Source organism: Ferrovibrio sp. (genome assembly GCF_036381655.1).
GTDB lineage: Bacteria > Pseudomonadota > Alphaproteobacteria > Ferrovibrionales > Ferrovibrionaceae > Ferrovibrio.
Genome location: NZ_DASVCJ010000032.1, coordinates 1 through 15,500 on the forward strand (window position 1 = coordinate 1; position 15,500 = coordinate 15,500).

At 65.5% G+C, this 15,500-nt stretch carries 16 protein-coding genes and 1 pseudogene; 13 read left to right on the forward strand and 4 right to left on the reverse strand.

Annotation, left to right across the window (positions count from 1 at the left end):
• Positions 1 to 1,097, forward strand: a 1,097-nt coding sequence (locus tag VF194_RS06375) for an ATP-dependent metallopeptidase FtsH/Yme1/Tma family protein (protein ID WP_330889174.1), incomplete at its 5' end; no start/stop codon positions are given.
• 299 nt (positions 1,098 to 1,396) lie between these two features.
• A pseudogene (locus VF194_RS06380) lies at positions 1,397 to 1,525 on the forward strand (IS1 family transposase); the annotation flags it as partial.
• Between the two features lie 3 nt (positions 1,526 to 1,528).
• Here VF194_RS06380 and VF194_RS06385 read toward each other — a convergent pair.
• Positions 1,529 to 1,735 (reverse strand): hypothetical protein, encoded by a 207-nt coding sequence (locus VF194_RS06385; protein WP_330889176.1) that lies wholly within the window; start codon positions 1,733 to 1,735, stop codon positions 1,529 to 1,531.
• An 89-nt stretch (positions 1,736 to 1,824) separates the two neighbouring features.
• Positions 1,825 to 2,217: a hypothetical protein gene (locus VF194_RS06390; protein WP_330889178.1), complete on the reverse strand. Its 393-nt coding sequence runs from the start codon at positions 2,215 to 2,217 to the stop codon at positions 1,825 to 1,827.
• 404 nt (positions 2,218 to 2,621) lie between these two features.
• On the opposite strand from VF194_RS06390, the gene folP reads away from it, so the two are divergent.
• The 3 genes from folP (at position 2,622) to thiD (ending at position 5,836) form a co-directional block, all read left to right on the forward strand.
• Positions 2,622 to 3,512, forward strand: coding sequence for a dihydropteroate synthase (gene folP / locus VF194_RS06395; protein WP_330889180.1), 891 nt, complete (start codon positions 2,622 to 2,624; stop codon positions 3,510 to 3,512).
• A 132-nt stretch (positions 3,513 to 3,644) separates the two neighbouring features.
• Entirely contained in the window at positions 3,645 to 4,991 is a 1,347-nt protein-coding gene (gene glmM / locus VF194_RS06400; RefSeq protein ID WP_330889181.1) for a phosphoglucosamine mutase, read from the forward strand.
• Positions 4,988 to 5,836: a bifunctional hydroxymethylpyrimidine kinase/phosphomethylpyrimidine kinase gene (gene thiD, locus VF194_RS06405; RefSeq protein ID WP_330889183.1), complete on the forward strand. Its 849-nt coding sequence runs from the start codon at positions 4,988 to 4,990 to the stop codon at positions 5,834 to 5,836. Before glmM ends, thiD begins: the two co-directional genes overlap by 4 nt.
• On the opposite strand, the gene VF194_RS06410 is transcribed toward thiD, so the two are convergent.
• Positions 5,833 to 7,260, reverse strand: coding sequence for a PLP-dependent aminotransferase family protein (locus tag VF194_RS06410; protein ID WP_330889185.1), 1,428 nt, complete (start codon positions 7,258 to 7,260; stop codon positions 5,833 to 5,835). The genes thiD and VF194_RS06410 overlap by 4 nt on opposite strands.
• 105 nt (positions 7,261 to 7,365) lie before the next feature.
• Between VF194_RS06410 and VF194_RS06415 the strand changes: the two genes are divergently transcribed.
• The 8 genes from VF194_RS06415 to VF194_RS06450 all read left to right on the forward strand — a co-directional run bounded on the left by VF194_RS06415 (position 7,366) and on the right by VF194_RS06450 (position 14,066).
• The gene (locus VF194_RS06415; protein ID WP_330889187.1) at positions 7,366 to 7,632 is read left to right on the forward strand and encodes a DUF1127 domain-containing protein; all 267 of its coding nucleotides are present in this window, start codon (positions 7,366 to 7,368) and stop codon (positions 7,630 to 7,632) included.
• A 106-nt stretch (positions 7,633 to 7,738) separates the two neighbouring features.
• Entirely contained in the window at positions 7,739 to 8,542 is an 804-nt protein-coding gene (locus VF194_RS06420; protein WP_330889189.1) for a PhzF family phenazine biosynthesis protein, read from the forward strand.
• A gap of 125 nt (positions 8,543 to 8,667) precedes the next feature.
• Positions 8,668 to 9,624, forward strand: a complete 957-nt coding sequence (locus VF194_RS06425) for a DMT family transporter (RefSeq protein ID WP_330889191.1) — start codon at positions 8,668 to 8,670, stop codon at positions 9,622 to 9,624.
• A complete protein-coding gene (locus VF194_RS06430) occupies positions 9,621 to 10,115 on the forward strand; it encodes a GNAT family N-acetyltransferase (protein WP_330889193.1) in 495 nt (164 codons plus the stop codon). Before VF194_RS06425 ends, VF194_RS06430 begins: the two co-directional genes overlap by 4 nt.
• A gap of 56 nt (positions 10,116 to 10,171) precedes the next feature.
• A complete protein-coding gene (locus VF194_RS06435; protein ID WP_330889195.1) occupies positions 10,172 to 11,023 on the forward strand; it encodes a crotonase/enoyl-CoA hydratase family protein in 852 nt (283 codons plus the stop codon).
• Positions 11,013 to 11,675 carry a helix-turn-helix domain-containing protein gene (locus VF194_RS06440; protein WP_330889197.1) on the forward strand — a complete coding sequence of 221 codons (663 nt, stop codon included), beginning with the start codon at positions 11,013 to 11,015 and terminating at the stop codon, positions 11,673 to 11,675. Before VF194_RS06435 ends, VF194_RS06440 begins: the two co-directional genes overlap by 11 nt.
• 82 nt (positions 11,676 to 11,757) lie before the next feature.
• On the forward strand, positions 11,758 to 13,119 hold the full coding sequence (locus VF194_RS06445; protein ID WP_330889199.1) for an acyl-CoA thioesterase: 1,362 nt from the start codon (positions 11,758 to 11,760) through the stop codon (positions 13,117 to 13,119).
• A gap of 8 nt (positions 13,120 to 13,127) precedes the next feature.
• The gene (locus VF194_RS06450; RefSeq protein ID WP_330889201.1) at positions 13,128 to 14,066 is read left to right on the forward strand and encodes an AEC family transporter; all 939 of its coding nucleotides are present in this window, start codon (positions 13,128 to 13,130) and stop codon (positions 14,064 to 14,066) included.
• A gap of 65 nt (positions 14,067 to 14,131) precedes the next feature.
• On the opposite strand, the gene VF194_RS06455 is transcribed toward VF194_RS06450, so the two are convergent.
• Positions 14,132 to 15,499 (reverse strand): TRAP transporter large permease subunit, encoded by a 1,368-nt coding sequence (locus tag VF194_RS06455; protein WP_330889203.1) that lies wholly within the window; start codon positions 15,497 to 15,499, stop codon positions 14,132 to 14,134.
• Position 15,500 lies beyond the last annotated feature (1 nt).

A 15,500-nucleotide genomic window follows, 5' to 3' on the forward strand; every position in this document is an offset into this window, starting at 1 on the left:
TCCTCACCGAGATGGACGGCTTCTCGGGACATGAAGGCGTCGTCGTCCTCGCCGCCACGAACCGGCCGGACGTGCTCGATCCGGCGCTGCTGCGGCCGGGACGTTTCGACCGGCAGGTCGTGGTGCCGCGTCCCGACATCATCGGCCGCGAGAAGATCCTCAAGGTGCATGTGCGCAAGGTGCCGCTTGGCCCTGACGTTGATTTGCGCGTCATCGCCCGCGGCACTCCAGGCTTCTCCGGCGCCGATCTCGCCAATCTCGTCAACGAAGCGGCTCTGCTTGCGGCCCGCCGCGGCAAGCGCGTGGTGACGACGCGCGAGTTCGAAGACGCCAAGGACAAAGTCATGATGGGCGCCGAGCGGCGCTCCATGGTGATGAGTGAAAAGGAAAAGCAGCTCACCGCCTGGCACGAAGCCGGTCATGCCATCGTCGCGCTCAACGTGCCCGATGCGGATCCCGTGCATAAAGCCACGATCATTCCGCGCGGCCGCGCGCTCGGCATGGTGATGCAGTTGCCGGAAGGCGATCGCTATTCGATGAACTTCACACAGATGACGTCGCGCCTCGCCATCATGATGGGCGGGCGGGTCGCCGAGGAGATGATCTTCGGCCCCAACAAGGTGACGACCGGCGCCTCGGACGACATCCGGCGTGCCACCAATCTGGCGCGCAAGATGGTGACCGAGTGGGGCTTCTCGACCAAGCTCGGCCCGCTGCGCTACAGCGACAACGAGGAGGAGGTCTTCCTCGGCCATTCGGTGACGCAGCGCAAGAATGTCTCGGACGCCACCGCCAAGCTGATCGACGACGAGGTGCGCCGCATCGTCGACGAGGCCGAGATGAAGGCCCGCAAGCTGCTCAGCGAGCATATGGACGATCTGCACAAGCTCGCCCAGGCCCTGCTCGAATACGAAACGCTCTCCGGCGACGAGGTGAAGGCCCTGCTGCGCGGCGAGCCGATCGTGCGGCCCGAAGACAAGACGCCGTCCTCCTCGGGCGATAGCGGCCCGCGTTCGGCCGTGCCCAGCAGCTCGCGCGGCAACAAGAAGCCCGGCGGCGCCGGCGGCTTCGAACCGGAACCGATGCCGGGCGCCTGAGCTAACCCCATCGTCACCGGGCGAGCCTTTTTCAGGCGAGAGCCGAGGTCCCATTTTTCGAAATGCAAAACGCCCGGGCCATACCCGGGCGTTCTTTCTTTGCCGCCTCTTGTCACTCCAGGTCCGCCATCCCCGGGCTCGGCCCGAGGATCTCAGGCGGACTGGCACAGGCGCCGACGGAGAGCCTGCACTGCCATATCGCTGCATTGGCGGCGGATGGACCCTCGGGCAAGCCCGAGAGTGACGGGCCCAGAGTGACGGGCCCAGAGTGACGGGCCCAGTGTGACGGCCTATGCGGGATTGCACTGCATTTTATGTTTTACAATTTCGGGCGCATCCATAAGAGCCTGCGCGTCACACCTGCCATGCAGGCAGGCGTCGCAGATCACGTTTGGACACTTGAAGAGATTGCGGCGCTGGCCGAATAAAAATTATTCAGCCGCCATTTGATATTTCGGAGGCGTGACTAGCGCCCGAATAGTCTTCTTCTGTTGGGCATGGCGCTCCAGCATCAGCTTCTTCATTTCTGCTGATGTTGAGATCGCGTCTTGCCTCAGCGAGACGATTTCGGATTGTGTCAGTGGACGGGGCTGCATAGAAGTGGCCCGCTTCGCCTTCCGTGAGACATTCAATTCCATAGTTGAACTCCTGCCTGCAGAGATTGTCCAACTCTGGATGCCGGTATCTAAGCCGCGCTAATGTATGCTGCGCAAGCGAAATATCGTACTCAAGATGTCGGAATTGCTAATGTCGATAGTCCGACCACAATTCCACCTCTAGACTCGATGTAACCCCGCAAGTTTGCCCACGTTCCACCTGCGGTACACGTGTCATCTACAATGAAATACTCGGCACCAGACTCTACATAGCCATCAAAAGTCGGTGGCGAGACCATCCTGTGGTAAAATGACGCGGCATTGGTATGGTCTGCGACAACAGATTGCACTATTCCTGGGTCGGTGTAAGTCTTTAAAATCGCTGCCAAAACCTCCGCATAAGCCATTGGTATCTTGTTCTTGCCCTGCGATTCTTGTGCATGAACCGCAACTATGCGTGGCTGTCCGTTCTTGATGATTTTTCTAATTTTATCAATAGCTTGGTCGGTTACCAGATCGTACACAAGCCGGAGGGCTGATTCTGAGCTCGAACCGCGCTTAGCGGCCTCGTAAGCATCGTGGTGGACAAGCCTCTGATAAGGTGCATGGGCCACTACCGGCGGATAGTCATCCGGCCACGGTGTTCTTGGCGCATATGGAAATCGAATTTCCCCCACCCCGCGGCCATATGCCAGCAGTGGTATCGTAGAAAAGAGCTTTCCACCCCTGACTTGTAGAACATCTTAACATAATGTCAATGTAAATTGGTTTTCCGCCTTATTTCGGACGCCAGATTTCCCGGTCCCGGATAGGATGGCTTAAACGCGTTTAAGGCCGGATAAGCTGGAATAGGCCGGTATAAGGCGAACCGGTCACGAACGGTTCAAAATGGTCAATAACGGGTCAAAACGGGACGCAGCGGTTCAAAATGGTCGATAACGGTCAGCAGCGGTCCGCAGCCGGTTCCGGCGGTCCGCAACGGTCATTTCAGGCCTTTCTGCCGGGCCTCGATCGGTGCCGTCCGCTCGTCATGGGCATCGTCAATGTCACCGACGACAGTTTCTCCGGGGACGGATTAAGCGGCGATGCCGCCGCCGCCATCGCCTTGGCCAAGGCGCAGATCGCCGCCGGCGCCGCGATCGTCGATCTCGGCGCGGAATCGACCCGTCCCGGCGCCGCGCCGGTCCGCCCGGAGCAGGAAATCGCCCGCCTGTTGCCGGTGATCGAGGGCCTGCGGGATATGAACGTGCCGATCTCGGTCGATACCCGCAACGCCGCCACCATGCGCGCCGCGGCGGCGGCCGGGGCGGCGCTGATCAACGACATTTCGGCCCTGGAAGGCGAGGGCAGCCTGCAGGCCGCAGCAGCGAGCGGGCTGCCGGTGGTGCTGATGCATATGCAGGGCGAACCCGGCAGCATGCAGGCGGCGCCGCATTACGACGACGTGGTCGCCGAAGTGCGCGATTATCTCGCCGCGCGCATCGAGGCCTGCGAGGCCGCGGGCATTGCGCGCGAACGCATCATCATCGATCCCGGCTTCGGCTTCGGCAAGACGCTGGAGCATAACCTCGCCCTGCTGCGCAACCTGCGGCATCTGCAGGCGCTCGGCTGCCCGCTGCTGGTCGGCGTTTCGCGCAAGAGCATGATCGGCGCGCTGACCGGCGAGGCGGATCCCGCGCGCCGCCTCGCCGGCTCGATCGCCGCCGCGCTCTACGCCGTGGAGCAGGGGGCGCAGATCCTGCGCGTGCACGATGTCGCGGAGACCGTGCAGGCCCTCCGCGTCTGGCGGCGAATCGGCGGTAATCCGTGCGATTTGTAACGCCTCGTAACGCTTGTTGATCGCGGCGCGGTGCAGCCGATGGGTGCCGTTTCGCCGTGTTCTGTGGCATAGTCCGCGGCAAAATTTCTCCAGGCATTCGATTCGCGAAAACCATTCCGTGATCTGCAAAGCATGACCCGCAAATTCTTCGGCACCGACGGCATCCGAGGGCTGGCCAATACCGAGCCGATGACGCCGGCCACGGCGCTTCGCGTCGGCATGGCGGCCGGCGCCTATTTCCGCAACGGCCAGCATCGCCATCGCGTCCTCATCGGCAAGGATACGCGGCTGTCCGGCTATATGCTGGAACCCGCGCTGGTCGCCGGCTTCACCGGCGTGGGCATGGATGTCTTCCTGGTCGGCCCGATGCCGACCCCCGCCGTGGCGATGCTCACCCGCGCCCTGCGCTGCGATCTCGGCGTGATGATCTCGGCCTCGCACAATCCCTTCCATGACAACGGCATCAAGCTGTTCGGCCCGGACGGCTACAAGCTTTCCGATGCGGCCGAGCGGCAGATCGAGGCGATGATCACCGGCGAGGTCGAGCCGGCTCTGGCCGCGCCCGAGAAGCTCGGCCGCGCCAAAAGGCTGGACGATGCCGATGGCCGCTATGTCGAATTCGCTAAGGCGACCCTGCCGAAAGGGCAGAAGCTGGCCGGCCTGAAGGTCGTGGTCGATTGCGCCAATGGCGCCGCCTACAAGGTCGCGCCCGCCGTGCTGTGGGAACTGGAGGCCGATGTCATTTCCATCGGCGTGAAGCCGGACGGCTTCAACATCAACAAGGAATGCGGCTCGACGCAGCCGAGCGCCCTGCAGGAGGCCGTCGTCGCGCATGGCGCCGATCTCGGCATCGCGCTGGACGGCGATGCCGACCGCGTGGTGATGGTGGACGAGCGCGGCGCGGTGATCGACGGCGACCAGCTCATGGCGGTGATCGCCGAAAGCTGGCTCAAGCAGGGCCGGCTCGCCAGGAACGGCCTGGTCGCCACGGTGATGTCGAATCTGGGGCTTGAGCGTTTCGTCAACGGGCTCGGCATCGAACTTAGGCGTACCAAGGTGGGCGACCGCTACGTACTCGAGGCGATGCGCGAGCAGGGCTACAATCTCGGCGGCGAGCAATCGGGCCATATCATCCTGTCCGACTTCGCCACCACCGGCGATGGCCTGGTCGCCGCCTTGCAGGTGATGTCGGCGCTCAGCGAATCGGGCCAAAAGGCCAGCGAATTCTGCCGCCGTTTCACGCCCTATCCGCAATTGCTGCGCAATGTGCGCCATGGCGGCGGCGCGCCGCTGGAACGCTCGAACGTGCAGAAGGCGATCGATGCCGCCGAACGCAAGCTGGGCAAGGCCGGCCGCATCGTCATCCGCCCGTCCGGCACCGAGCCGCTGATCCGCGTCATGGCCGAAGGCGAGGACGAGCTGCTGGTGCAGGCCGTGGTCGAGGATATCGTTTCGGCGCTGGAGCAGGCCGCGGCATGAGCCCCGCGCCATCCGCAGGGCGGGAGCGCGGACTGGGGCATGGGCAGGTGCGCGGCCGGGTTCTGATCATCGCCGGCTCGGATTCGGGCGGCGGCGCCGGCATCCAGGCCGACATAAAGGCGGTGACGGCTTTGGGCGGCTATGCCGCCACCGCGATCACCGCCCTGACCGTGCAGGACACCGTCACCGTGCATGCCGTGCATGACGTGCCGGCGGATTTCGTGGCGCTGCAGATGCGTGTGGTGCTGCAGGATATCGGCGCCGATGCGGTCAAGACCGGCATGCTGCATCGCGCCGACATCATCCATGCCGTGGCCGATACCCTGGCCGACCTGGCGCCCGAACTGCCGCTCGTCGTCGATCCGGTGATGGTGGCGAAGGGCGGCGCCAGCCTGCTGCAGCGGGAGGCCGAAACCGCGCTGCGCGAGGTATTGATTCCGCGCGCCACGTTGATCACGCCGAACCTGCCGGAAGCCGAAGCGCTCGGCGGCCTGAAAATCCCCGATGCCGCGGCCATGCCGGCGGCGGCGCAGGCCCTGCTCCGGCTCGGCCCCAAGGCGGTGCTGCTCAAGGGCGGCCATCTGCCGGGCGACGAGCTGACCGATCTGCTGGTCACGGCGCATGGTAGCGACCGTTTCGAAGGCAGGCGCATCCCGAGCCGCTCGACGCACGGCACCGGCTGCACTCTGGCCTCGGCGATCGCGGCGGGGCTTGCCTTCGGCCAGCCGCTCAATTTCGCGGTCGAGCAGGCGCGGCTCTATTTGCGCAGGGCGATCGAAACGGCGCCGGGCCTTGGCAAAGGCCATGGCCCGCTCAATCACGGCCATACCGTCGCTTCGCGCTAGACGACGGCGCGCCGCGCGCCGCCGGGGCCGCGCTCGATCAGGTTGCGCAGGCGGCGCAGGCCTTCGGCCAGTTGCGCGCGGTCGGGCGAGGGGGTGAGCGAAATGCGCACCCAGGGCGGCGGGTTCGGACGGTTGTCGGGCACGAAGGACGTGCAGCTGGCGATGCGCACGCCCTGGCCCAGCGCCTGGTTGGTGAAGTCGTTCGGCTGCCACGGCGCCGGCAATTCGAGATAGCAGTGCAGGCTGGCCGGATTGCCGCGCATGGTCAGCCCTTCGAAAGCCTCCGCCGCCATCTCGTTGCGGATGGCGGCTTCCTCGCGCAGCCGCTCGGCCAGGCTGGCCGCCGTGCCGTCCTCGATCCACAGCCGCACGATCTCCTGGTTGAGGCGGGAATTGTTGATCGCGAAGGCATGCAGCGCATCGGCGAAGCGTTCGATCAACGCCGGCGGCGCCGCCATCCAGCCGACGCGCAGGCCCGGCGCCATGCATTTCGAGGCGCTGGCGATGAAGATGGTGCGCTCGGGCGCCAGCGCCGCCAGCGGCAGCGGCCGGTCCGGCGTCAGGAAGCCATAGACATCGTCCTCGACGATGGTGAGGTCGTATTTGCGCGCCACCGCGACGATCTCGGCGCGCCGCTGCGCCGACAGCATCGCCGTGGTCGGGTTGTGGATGGTCGGCTGCAGCAGCACGAGGCGGCTGCCGGTGCGCTTGGCCGCGGCGGCCAGCGCGTCGGGCAGGATGCCTTCCTCGTCCATGGCGACGGCTTCCAGACGAACCGGGCGCAGCCGCGCATTCTCGTGCACGCCGCCATAGGTGAGCGATTCGACCAGCATCGTCTCGTTCGGCATGGTCATCGCCGTCATGGTGACGGCCAGCGCCTGCTGTGCGCCGGCGGTGACGATGAGCTGCTCCGGCGCGACCTCGAGGCCGACGCGGCGCAGCCATTCGGCCGCCGCCGCGCGATGCGCCGGATCGCCGAGCGTGCGGCTGTAGCCGAGCAAATGCTGCAGATTGCGCTTGGCCGCGATGGTCTGCATCGAGCGGCGCAGCAGGTCGTCGTAATCGGGCAGGCTGGGCTCGTTATGCGACAGCTCGATCACGCCGGGCGTCGCCAGATTGGCGATCTCGCCGCCATCGAGCAGGATCGGCTCGCCGTCGGTTGTCGCGGCCGCAGATCCGTTGGGCGATTTCACGAAGGTGCCGCGCCCGACCTCGCCGGACAGCAGACCCTTCTGCTCCGCCAGCATGTAGCCGCGGCTGACCGTGCCGACGGTCACGCCGAGCTTCCAGGCGAGGTTGCGCTGCGGCGGCAGCTTGGCGCCGACCGGCAGCGCGCCGCTCTGGATCGCCGCTTCGATGGCGGCGGCCAGCGCCTGATAGCGCGGGCCGGGAAAGTGTTCGAGTTTGGGTAGCCACATTGTCATGGTGGCAATTTTTGCATTGACCCCATCAATGAGTCAATCAAATATCGTTTTTGCCCCCATTGGCGGGGTTCAATAGGTCTCCCAGCAAGACATTGGAGGGGTGTTGTGACAAATTGGACTAGTACAATCGGCCGGCCCTATGAAAGCGGCCCGGTCGAACGCGTGGGCAGCACGATCGGCCGGGTAATCGACCGCATGGTCGCTGTCAGCGCTGCCAGCGCGATGGCTGCCGTGCTGACGCTGCTCGACTGGCAACGCCGGGCCCGCGAGCGGGCGGATTTGGCCGCGTTGCCGGATGACATTCTCAAGGATGTCGGCCTCAGCCGCGCCGATATCGAGGCCGAATTGCGCAAGCCGGCCTGGCTTCGCTAGCGCCCGGTCCTAATTGACACCTGTTCCGGCGCCGCCCGGCGCTGCCCGGTGGCCCCAGCGGCGCCCGGTCCGATCAGCGATGTCGCGGATTTCACAGGGGGGACAGATGCGCCTGCCGATTCACCAGATCGATGCCTTCGCCGACAAAGTCTTCAAGGGCAATCCGGCCGCCGTGGTGCCGCTGAAGGAATGGCTGCCCGATGCGGTCATGCAGTCGATCGCGGCCGAGAACAATCTCGCCGAGACCGCCTTCTTCGTGCCGGAGCAGCGCGACGGCGTTAAGGGTTACGGGTTGCGCTGGTTCACGCCGGCCGTCGAGGTCGATCTCTGCGGCCATGCGACGCTGGCCAGCGCCTGGGTGATCTTCAACAAGCTGGACGGCGCGCGCCGCCAGATCGACTTCTTCACCAAAGGCGGCCGGCTGACCGTCACGCAGGATGGCGAAAGCGGCCGGCTGGCAATGGATTTTCCCGCGCGCGCGCCGGAGCCGGTGACGGCCTGCGCCGGCCTGATCCAGGCGATCGGCGCGCCGCCGAAGGATGTCCTGGCCGCGCGCGATTACTTCCTGGTCTATGACGAGGCCGAAATCGTGCGCAGCCTGACGCCGGACATGGTCGGGCTTGCCCATGCCGACAAGTTCGCCGTCATCGTCACGGCGCCCGGCGACCGGCCGGGCCTCGATTGCGTATCGCGCTTCTTCGCGCCGAAGATGGGCATCCCGGAGGATCCGGTCACCGGCTCGGCGCATTGCACCGCCGTTCCATATTGGGCCAAGCGGCTCGGCAAGCGCGACATCGTTGCCTACCAGGCATCGCCGCGCGGCGGCACGCTGTATTGCCGCGACGAGGGCGCGCGGGTGCGCATTGCCGGTGTCTGCCAGCCCTATCTGGAGGGCAGCATCACGGTTTGAAGCGAGAAGAGTTCGGCGGCTGCCCCGATGCCGCCGATAGCCGGCCCGTGACAGCCGGTCGGGCGAGGCACTTTCCCCTGTTGAGTGCCTCGCCCTTTTTCTTTCTGCGCTATGCTGGTGGGATCATGGCCGAAGCGTCGAATGCAGTCCCGGCAGACAGCGGCGAAGCCGCAACCGGCCGAAAGCCGCAGGCATTTGCCGGCGCCCTGCTGGCCGTGATCATCTTCGGCGGCAGTTTCGTCGCCGGCCGGCAGGGCGCGCTCGCCGGTTTGGGCCCGATCGATCTGGTCGCGCTGCGCTATGTCGTCTCCGGGCTGATTTTCCTGCCGATCCTGTGGCGCGGCGGCCTGAAGGATCTTGGCGGCCTTGGCTGGCCGCGCGGCATCGTGCTGACGGCGCTGGCCGGCGCACCCTATTTCTTTGCCGTCATGCTGGGCCTGCATTACGCGCCGGCGGCGCATGGCGCGGTGCTCAATCCCGGCGCGACTCCGATCGCCGGTCTGATCTTCGGTCTGCTTCTGCTGGGAGAGCGCCCCGCCGCCGGCGTGGTCATCGGCCTTCCGCTCATGCTCGGCGGCCTGGTGCTGGTGGCCGGCCCGGCTTTCCAGGCGACGGGAAAGGATGTCTGGCTGGGCGATGTGATCCTGATCGCCGCCGGCATCGCCTATGGCCTGTTCACGGCGCTGCTGCGGCGCTGGCGGGTGCCGGCATTGCGGGCGACGGCGGCAATCGCCGTGCTCTCGGCGGTGCTGTGGCTGCCGGCCTATTCGATGTTTGCCGATACCGCAGTGCTCGTGCGCGTGCCGGCCGTCGAAGTCATCGGCCAGGCCGTGTTCCAGGGAGCTCTGGTCAGCGGTCTGGCGGTTTTCCTGTATGCTCATTCCGTCACCGTGCTGGGGCCGGCGCGGGCCGGGCAGTTCCCGGCTTTGGTGCCGGTGGTCGGCACGGTGCTGGCTGCCTTGCTGCTCGGCGAGCCGCTGTCCCTCTGGCAGGGCGCGGGAGTCGCCGCGGTTTGCGGCGGGCTGTTCCTGGCGGTATGGCAACCTGCCCGGCGCAACAAAGGAAAGGCACATCTGCCGTGAGTGAGACGACGATCAGCATCGAACCGGCCGCGACAGCGGACGATCTCGCCGCCGCAAGGCGGCTGTTCCTCGACTATGCCAGCTCGCTCGGCTTCAGCCTGTGCTTTCAGGATTTCGATGCGGAGCTAGAGGGCCTGCCCGGCAAATACGCGCCCGACAGGCAGGGGGCGCTGCTGCTGGCCAAGCTGGATGGCAGGGCCGTGGGGGTCGTCGGCCTGCGCGATCTGGGATGTGCCGAGGACGGCCGGCGCATCTGCGAGATGAAGCGGCTTTATGTCGATCCGGCCGGCCGCGGGCTGCAGCTCGGCCGCCGGCTGGCGGAAGCGATTTTGGCCGAGGGCCGCCGGCTCGGCTATCGGGCCATGCGGCTCGATACGCTCAAGCGGATGGTCGCCGCCAACAGGCTCTACGACGCCCTGGGATTTTACGACATCCCGGCCTATTGCGAGAACCCGATGCCGGATGTGCGCTATCGCGAAGTCATTTTATGAACATTGTTCATTTTTATGATCATTGATATAGTTTGCTCCGGAAGCGGGAGGAAACCATGTCAGAGCAGCCCATCGTCCTCTATGAACGCGACGGCCGCATCGCGCGGATCACGCTGAACCGGCCCGAGCATCTGAACGCCATTGTCGACGAGACGCCCGGCGCCCTCAAAGCCGCGGTCGAGCGCGCCAACTGGGACGACGAGGTGCATGTCATCGCCCTGACCGGCGCCGGGCGCGCCTTCTGCGCCGGCTATGACCTCAAGGCCTATGCCGAGGCGCCCCGCCCGGTGAAGGGCAGCCAGGACATGCCCTGGGACCCGCTGATCGATTATCAGTGGATGCGGCATGCCACCGATTGCTTCATGAGCCTATGGCGGTCGCTGAAGCCGGTGGTTACCAAGATCCGCGGCTTCGCGGTGGCAGGCGGCAGCGATATCGCGCTGTGCTCCGATCTCGTGGTGATGGCCGAGGATGCCAGGATCGGCTATCCGCCGGCGCGCATCTGGGGCTGCCCCACCACGGGCATGTGGGTCTATCGGCTGGGCGCCGAGAAGGCCAAGCGCCTGCTGCTGACCGGCGATCTGATCGATGGCAGGACGGCGAAGGAATACGGCCTGGTCATCGATGCCGTGCCGGAGGCCGAGCTCGACGATTACGTCGAGGCGCTGCTGGCGCGCATCGCCTCGGTGCCGAAGAACCAGCTGATGATGCAGAAGCTGATGATCAATCAGGCCTACGACAATATGGGCCTGAATTCGACGCAGACATTGGCCACCTTCTTCGACGGCGTCACCCGCCATTCGCCGGAAGGCGTCGCCTTCAAGGCGCGCTGCGAGCAGATCGGCTTCAAGGCCGCCGTCAAGGAACGCGACAGCGGCGATCCGCTCGGCTGGAAGAATGCCCGCTGATGCGAAGATCGCCGAGGCCGCCGGCAGGCGGCAGGGCCGCCGCGCGGCAATCAAGGCATTCAAGCGCGAGGCGATCCTGAAGGCGGCGCGCAGCGTCTTTGCCCGCGACGGCCTGGACGGCGCCACCCTGCGCGCCATCGCGGCGGAAGCCGGCGTGGCGGTCGGCACGGTCTACCTGCATTACCCCGGCAAGGAAGCGCTTTACGCCGACATGCTGGCCGGTTCGCTGGCCGATCTGCTGAAGCATCTGCGCGAGGCGGTGGCAGGGCTCGCGCCTGAGGACCGACGCGGCCGGCGGCTGATGGCCGCGGCGCTGGCCTTCTACGACTTCTACCGCAGCCGGGCGGACGACCTTTATCTGGGGCTTTACCTTGCGCAGGGCCTGAAGCCGGTCGGCCTGACGCCGGAGCTGGACCGCTTGCTGAATGGCCGGCTGATCCAATGCTATTCGGTGCTGGGCGACGGCCTGCGGCAGGTGGCGCCGCTGGCTGCCGATGAGCTGCGCATGGAGATCGTCTCGCTGGCAGCCGGCATCACCGGAGCCCTGGTGCTGGAGGCGACCGGACGCCTGAAAATGCTGGGCGATACCGGCGAGGCGGTGGTGCGGCGGCAGGTCGAAACCCTCATCGCGCGACGGGCCGGAGGCGGATGAGCCGGGCGGTTGCGCCAGCCGGCATAACGGGCCAACATGACGTCCCCTCCAAGATCGTCTCCAGATTGATAAAGAGCATATCGTGAGCAATTTCCGCGAAACCTACCGCGGCTCGGTCGCCGCCTGGGAGTGCGACCAGTATGGCCATATGAATGTGCAGTTCTACACGGCGCGGATCAGCGACGCGGCGGCCTCCATCATGCTGGAAGGCGGTTTCGGCCGCGAAGCCTTCGTCGAGCGCAAGCTTGGCGTGGTCGCCGTGCATCAGGATCTCGATTACGTGCAGGAACTGCGCGCCGGCGATCTGATCCGCATGGAAAGCGGGGTGAAGCTGGCGGAGGGCAGGAAGCTGCGCTTCCATCACCGCCTGTTCAATGCCGAAACAGGCGCGCTGTGCATGAAAGCGGATGTACTGGCGCTCTGCTTCGATCTCGATCAGCGCAAATCCGTCGCCCTGCCGGATGATCTGCGCGACGGCTTCGGCTCCGTCATGGTGAGCGGCGAGGAGCCTGCGGCGCCGTCCGCCATGCCGGTGCTGGAAAACGGGTTCCTGCCGAGCGGCCGCTGCCCCGTGCAGCCATGGGAATGCGACCGCATGGGGCATCTGAATGTGCAGTTCTATCTTGCCCGCTTCGCCGAGGCCGAGAAGCAGGTGCTGCTGGCGCTTGGCTACGGGCCGAGCCGGCTGCGCAAGGATGGCGTCTGCCTCCGCCCGCTGCATCATCGCATCCAGTTCAGGCGCGAAAACCACGAAAGCGCCGTGCTGCGCCTGCAAAGCGGCATCCGCAAGGTCGCCCAGGATCGCCTCTGGTTGTATCACGAACTCTACGAGGCCGAGACCGGCACGCTTTCGGCCACGGCCGAAGCCGAGATCGCCCTGGATGCGCTGAATGGCAGCGGATTGCAGCGCTTGCCGGACGACGTGATCGTTGCGGCCGAGCGTATGGCGGCGCAACTCCAGGCGCCGCAGCCGCCCAGGGCGGCCGGTCAGCCGCCGGCGCCGAAGACGCCGGTGGAGGGTATGTACGAGACCTGCCGCGGTTCGGTCGACCGCTGGGAATGCGAGGAGAGCGGCCGCATGGCGACGCGCTTCTACATGGCGCGGTTCTCCGAAGCGGCCGGCAACATGCTGGCGGGCGGCGATCTTACGGCGGATCAGATGCGCCAGCAGGGCATCGGCTCGGCGGCACTAGATTACAACATCGACTACTTCAAGCCGCTTTCGATGGGCGACGCCTATTACTGCCGCACGGGAATCCTCGAACTGCGCGAGAAGACCTGGCGCTTCTGCCATTTCCTGCTCGACAGCAACGATCATCAGCCGGTGGCGCGCGCCGAGATCGTCGCCGTGCTGTTCGATCTCGGGCTGCGCAAGTCCATCGTCATGCCCGAGCGCGTACGGCAGTCCTTCGCCAAGCGGATGGTTACCGTCCCGGCCGGCTGACTCCTTCCATGGAAACCCTGCTTAATGTCTCGCTGCCCTTCTTCGGACTGATCTTCGTCGGTTTCGCCGCCGGCCGTACCCGGCTGATCACGGCCGAGGCCTATCTCGGCCTGAATGCCTTCGTGGTCTGGTTCGCCCTGCCGGCCATGCTGTTCACCAAGATGTCCGAAGCGCCGGTCGTCGAATCCTTCGATCCGCGCTTTGTCGCCGCCTATACCGGCGGCGGCCTGATCTCTTACGGCATCGTGGTGGCCCTGAGCCGCCTGCTGTTTCCGATCAGCTGGGCCGCGCGCGCCATGCAGGGCATGGGTGCGGCCTTCGGCAATGTCGGCTTCATGGGCCTGCCGATCCTGGTCACCCTGTTCGGCGATGCGGCGGTCCTGCCGGCGGTGCTGGTCATCGTCTTCGATCATATCGTGCTGATCCCGCTGACCACCGCGATCATCGAAGGCTCGAGCGGCGGCCATGCCTCCTGGTATGGCATCTTCCGCAGGGTGGTGATCGGCATGGCGCGCAATCCGCTGATCATCTCCACCTTTGCAGGCCTGCTTTGGGGGCTGACCGGCCTGCATCTGCCGATTCCGCTGGGTGCCCTGCTGAAACTGCTCTCCGATTCCGCCGCGCCCTGCGCGCTGTTCGCCCTGGGGCTGACGCTGGTCGGCCGGCCGGTCTCGGAAGGGCTGGAGCAGATCACGCTGACCGCCATCGGCAAGCTCGCCGTGCATCCGCTCATGGTCTGGATGCTGTCGGCCTATGTGCTCGAACTCGATCCGTTCCTGACGGCGATAGCGGTGATCCAGGCGTCGATGCCGACGGCGGCGAATGTCTATATCCTCGCCACCGCGCAGAAGACCTATGTCGAGCGCACGTCGAGCACGATCCTGGTGACGACCATCCTCGCGACCGTCACCGTCTCCGCCTTCATGGTGCTGTTCACCGCCTATTGACGCCCCTGAAACGACAGCGCCCGGCTTGTGGCCGGGCGCTGCTTCACTCCAGAACGAGATGCCCGTCAATGGGCGTAGAGTATCCTCGGCAGCCAGAGGATGATGTCCGGGAAGATGATGCAGAGCGTCAACCCGACCAGCTGCAGCCCGATGAACGGCATGGCGGCCCTGAAGATCATCGCCATGCTGATCTGCGGCGGCGCCACGCTCTTGAGATAAAAGAGCGAGTAGCCGAAGGGCGGACTGAGGAACGCCACCTGCATGTTGACGATGAAAATCACGCCATACCACAGCGGGACATCGGCCGGACTGACGCCGGGGATGCCGAACACGCCGTCGAAGTTGAGGTCCTTCAGGATCGGCAGGAAGATCGGCACGGTGAGCAGCAGGATGCCGACCCAGTCGAGAAACATGCCGAGCACCAGCAGGATCACCATCATCAGCAGCAGGACGCCATAGGGCGCAAGACCGGTGCCGAGGATCGAATCGGCGACGAATGTCTGGCCGCCCTTCACGATGAAGAAGCCGACGAACATGGTGGCGCCGAAGAAGATCCACATCACCATGGCCGTCGCCTTCAGCGTGGCGATCGCAGCCTCCTGGATGCCGATCCAGGTCAGCCGGCGATGCAGCGCCGAGACGAACAATGCCCCGAAGGTGCCGATGCCGGCCGCCTCCACCGGCGTGGCGATGCCGAAGAAGATCACGCCGAGCACCAGGATGATCAGCAGGATCGGGCTGATCGTGTTGCGCAGCAGCCGCAGCTTCTCGGTAAAGTCGACCCGTTCCTCCTTCGGCAGGGCGGGGCCGAGCGACGGATTGATGTAGCAGCGGAGCGTGATATAGCCGACATACAGGCCCGACAGCAGGAAGCCCGGGAAGATCGAGCCGATCAGCAGCTCGCCGAGCGACTGCTGCGCCACCACCGCATAGACGATCGCCATGACCGAGGGCGGGATCAGGATGCCGAGCGTGCCGCCCGAGAGCAGCGAGCCGCAGGCAAGCTTGGGCTCGTAGCCGCGCTTGAGCATGGCCGGCAGCGCGATCATGCCCATGGTGACTTCGGTGGCGCCGACCACACCGACCATCGCCGCCAGGGCGGTGCAGGCAATGACGGTGGCCGAGGCCAGGCCCCCCTTCACCGAGCCGAGCCATTTATAGATGACGTCGAACAGTTCCTCGATGATGCCGGCTTTCTCCAGCATCGCCGCCATGAAGATGAACAAGGGCACGGCGGAAAGCTGGTAATCCGTCATGAACGGGAAGATGCGCGACGGCAACATGTTGAGGATTGCCGGGTTGCCGAAGACGAAGAGGAAAATGATCGCCAGGCTGCCGGTACAGAAGGCCATCGGCAGGCCAAGCATGAGAAGCAGGCCCAGGCCGCCGAACAGCAGCAGGCTGAGCCACTCGATGCCGATCTCAAGTCCCATG

Excerpts from the sequence above, each read along its gene's own strand:
- VF194_RS06385 (WP_330889176.1), bottom strand. The coding sequence starts at position 1,735 with ATGGAATTGAATGTCTCACGGAAGGCGAAGCGGGCCACTTCTATGCAG.
- folP (WP_330889180.1), top strand. The coding sequence starts at position 2,622 with ATGGTCGATAACGGTCAGCAGCGGTCCGCAGCCGGTTCCGGCGGTCCG.
- glmM (WP_330889181.1), top strand. The coding sequence starts at position 3,645 with ATGACCCGCAAATTCTTCGGCACCGACGGCATCCGAGGGCTGGCCAAT.
- thiD (WP_330889183.1), top strand. The coding sequence starts at position 4,988 with ATGAGCCCCGCGCCATCCGCAGGGCGGGAGCGCGGACTGGGGCATGGG.
- VF194_RS06410 (WP_330889185.1), bottom strand. The coding sequence starts at position 7,260 with ATGACAATGTGGCTACCCAAACTCGAACACTTTCCCGGCCCGCGCTAT.
- VF194_RS06420 (WP_330889189.1), top strand. The coding sequence starts at position 7,739 with ATGCGCCTGCCGATTCACCAGATCGATGCCTTCGCCGACAAAGTCTTC.
- VF194_RS06425 (WP_330889191.1), top strand. The coding sequence starts at position 8,668 with ATGGCCGAAGCGTCGAATGCAGTCCCGGCAGACAGCGGCGAAGCCGCA.
- VF194_RS06435 (WP_330889195.1), top strand. The coding sequence starts at position 10,172 with ATGTCAGAGCAGCCCATCGTCCTCTATGAACGCGACGGCCGCATCGCG.
- VF194_RS06440 (WP_330889197.1), top strand. The coding sequence starts at position 11,013 with ATGCCCGCTGATGCGAAGATCGCCGAGGCCGCCGGCAGGCGGCAGGGC.
- VF194_RS06450 (WP_330889201.1), top strand. The coding sequence starts at position 13,128 with ATGGAAACCCTGCTTAATGTCTCGCTGCCCTTCTTCGGACTGATCTTC.
- VF194_RS06455 (WP_330889203.1), bottom strand. The coding sequence starts at position 15,499 with ATGGGACTTGAGATCGGCATCGAGTGGCTCAGCCTGCTGCTGTTCGGC.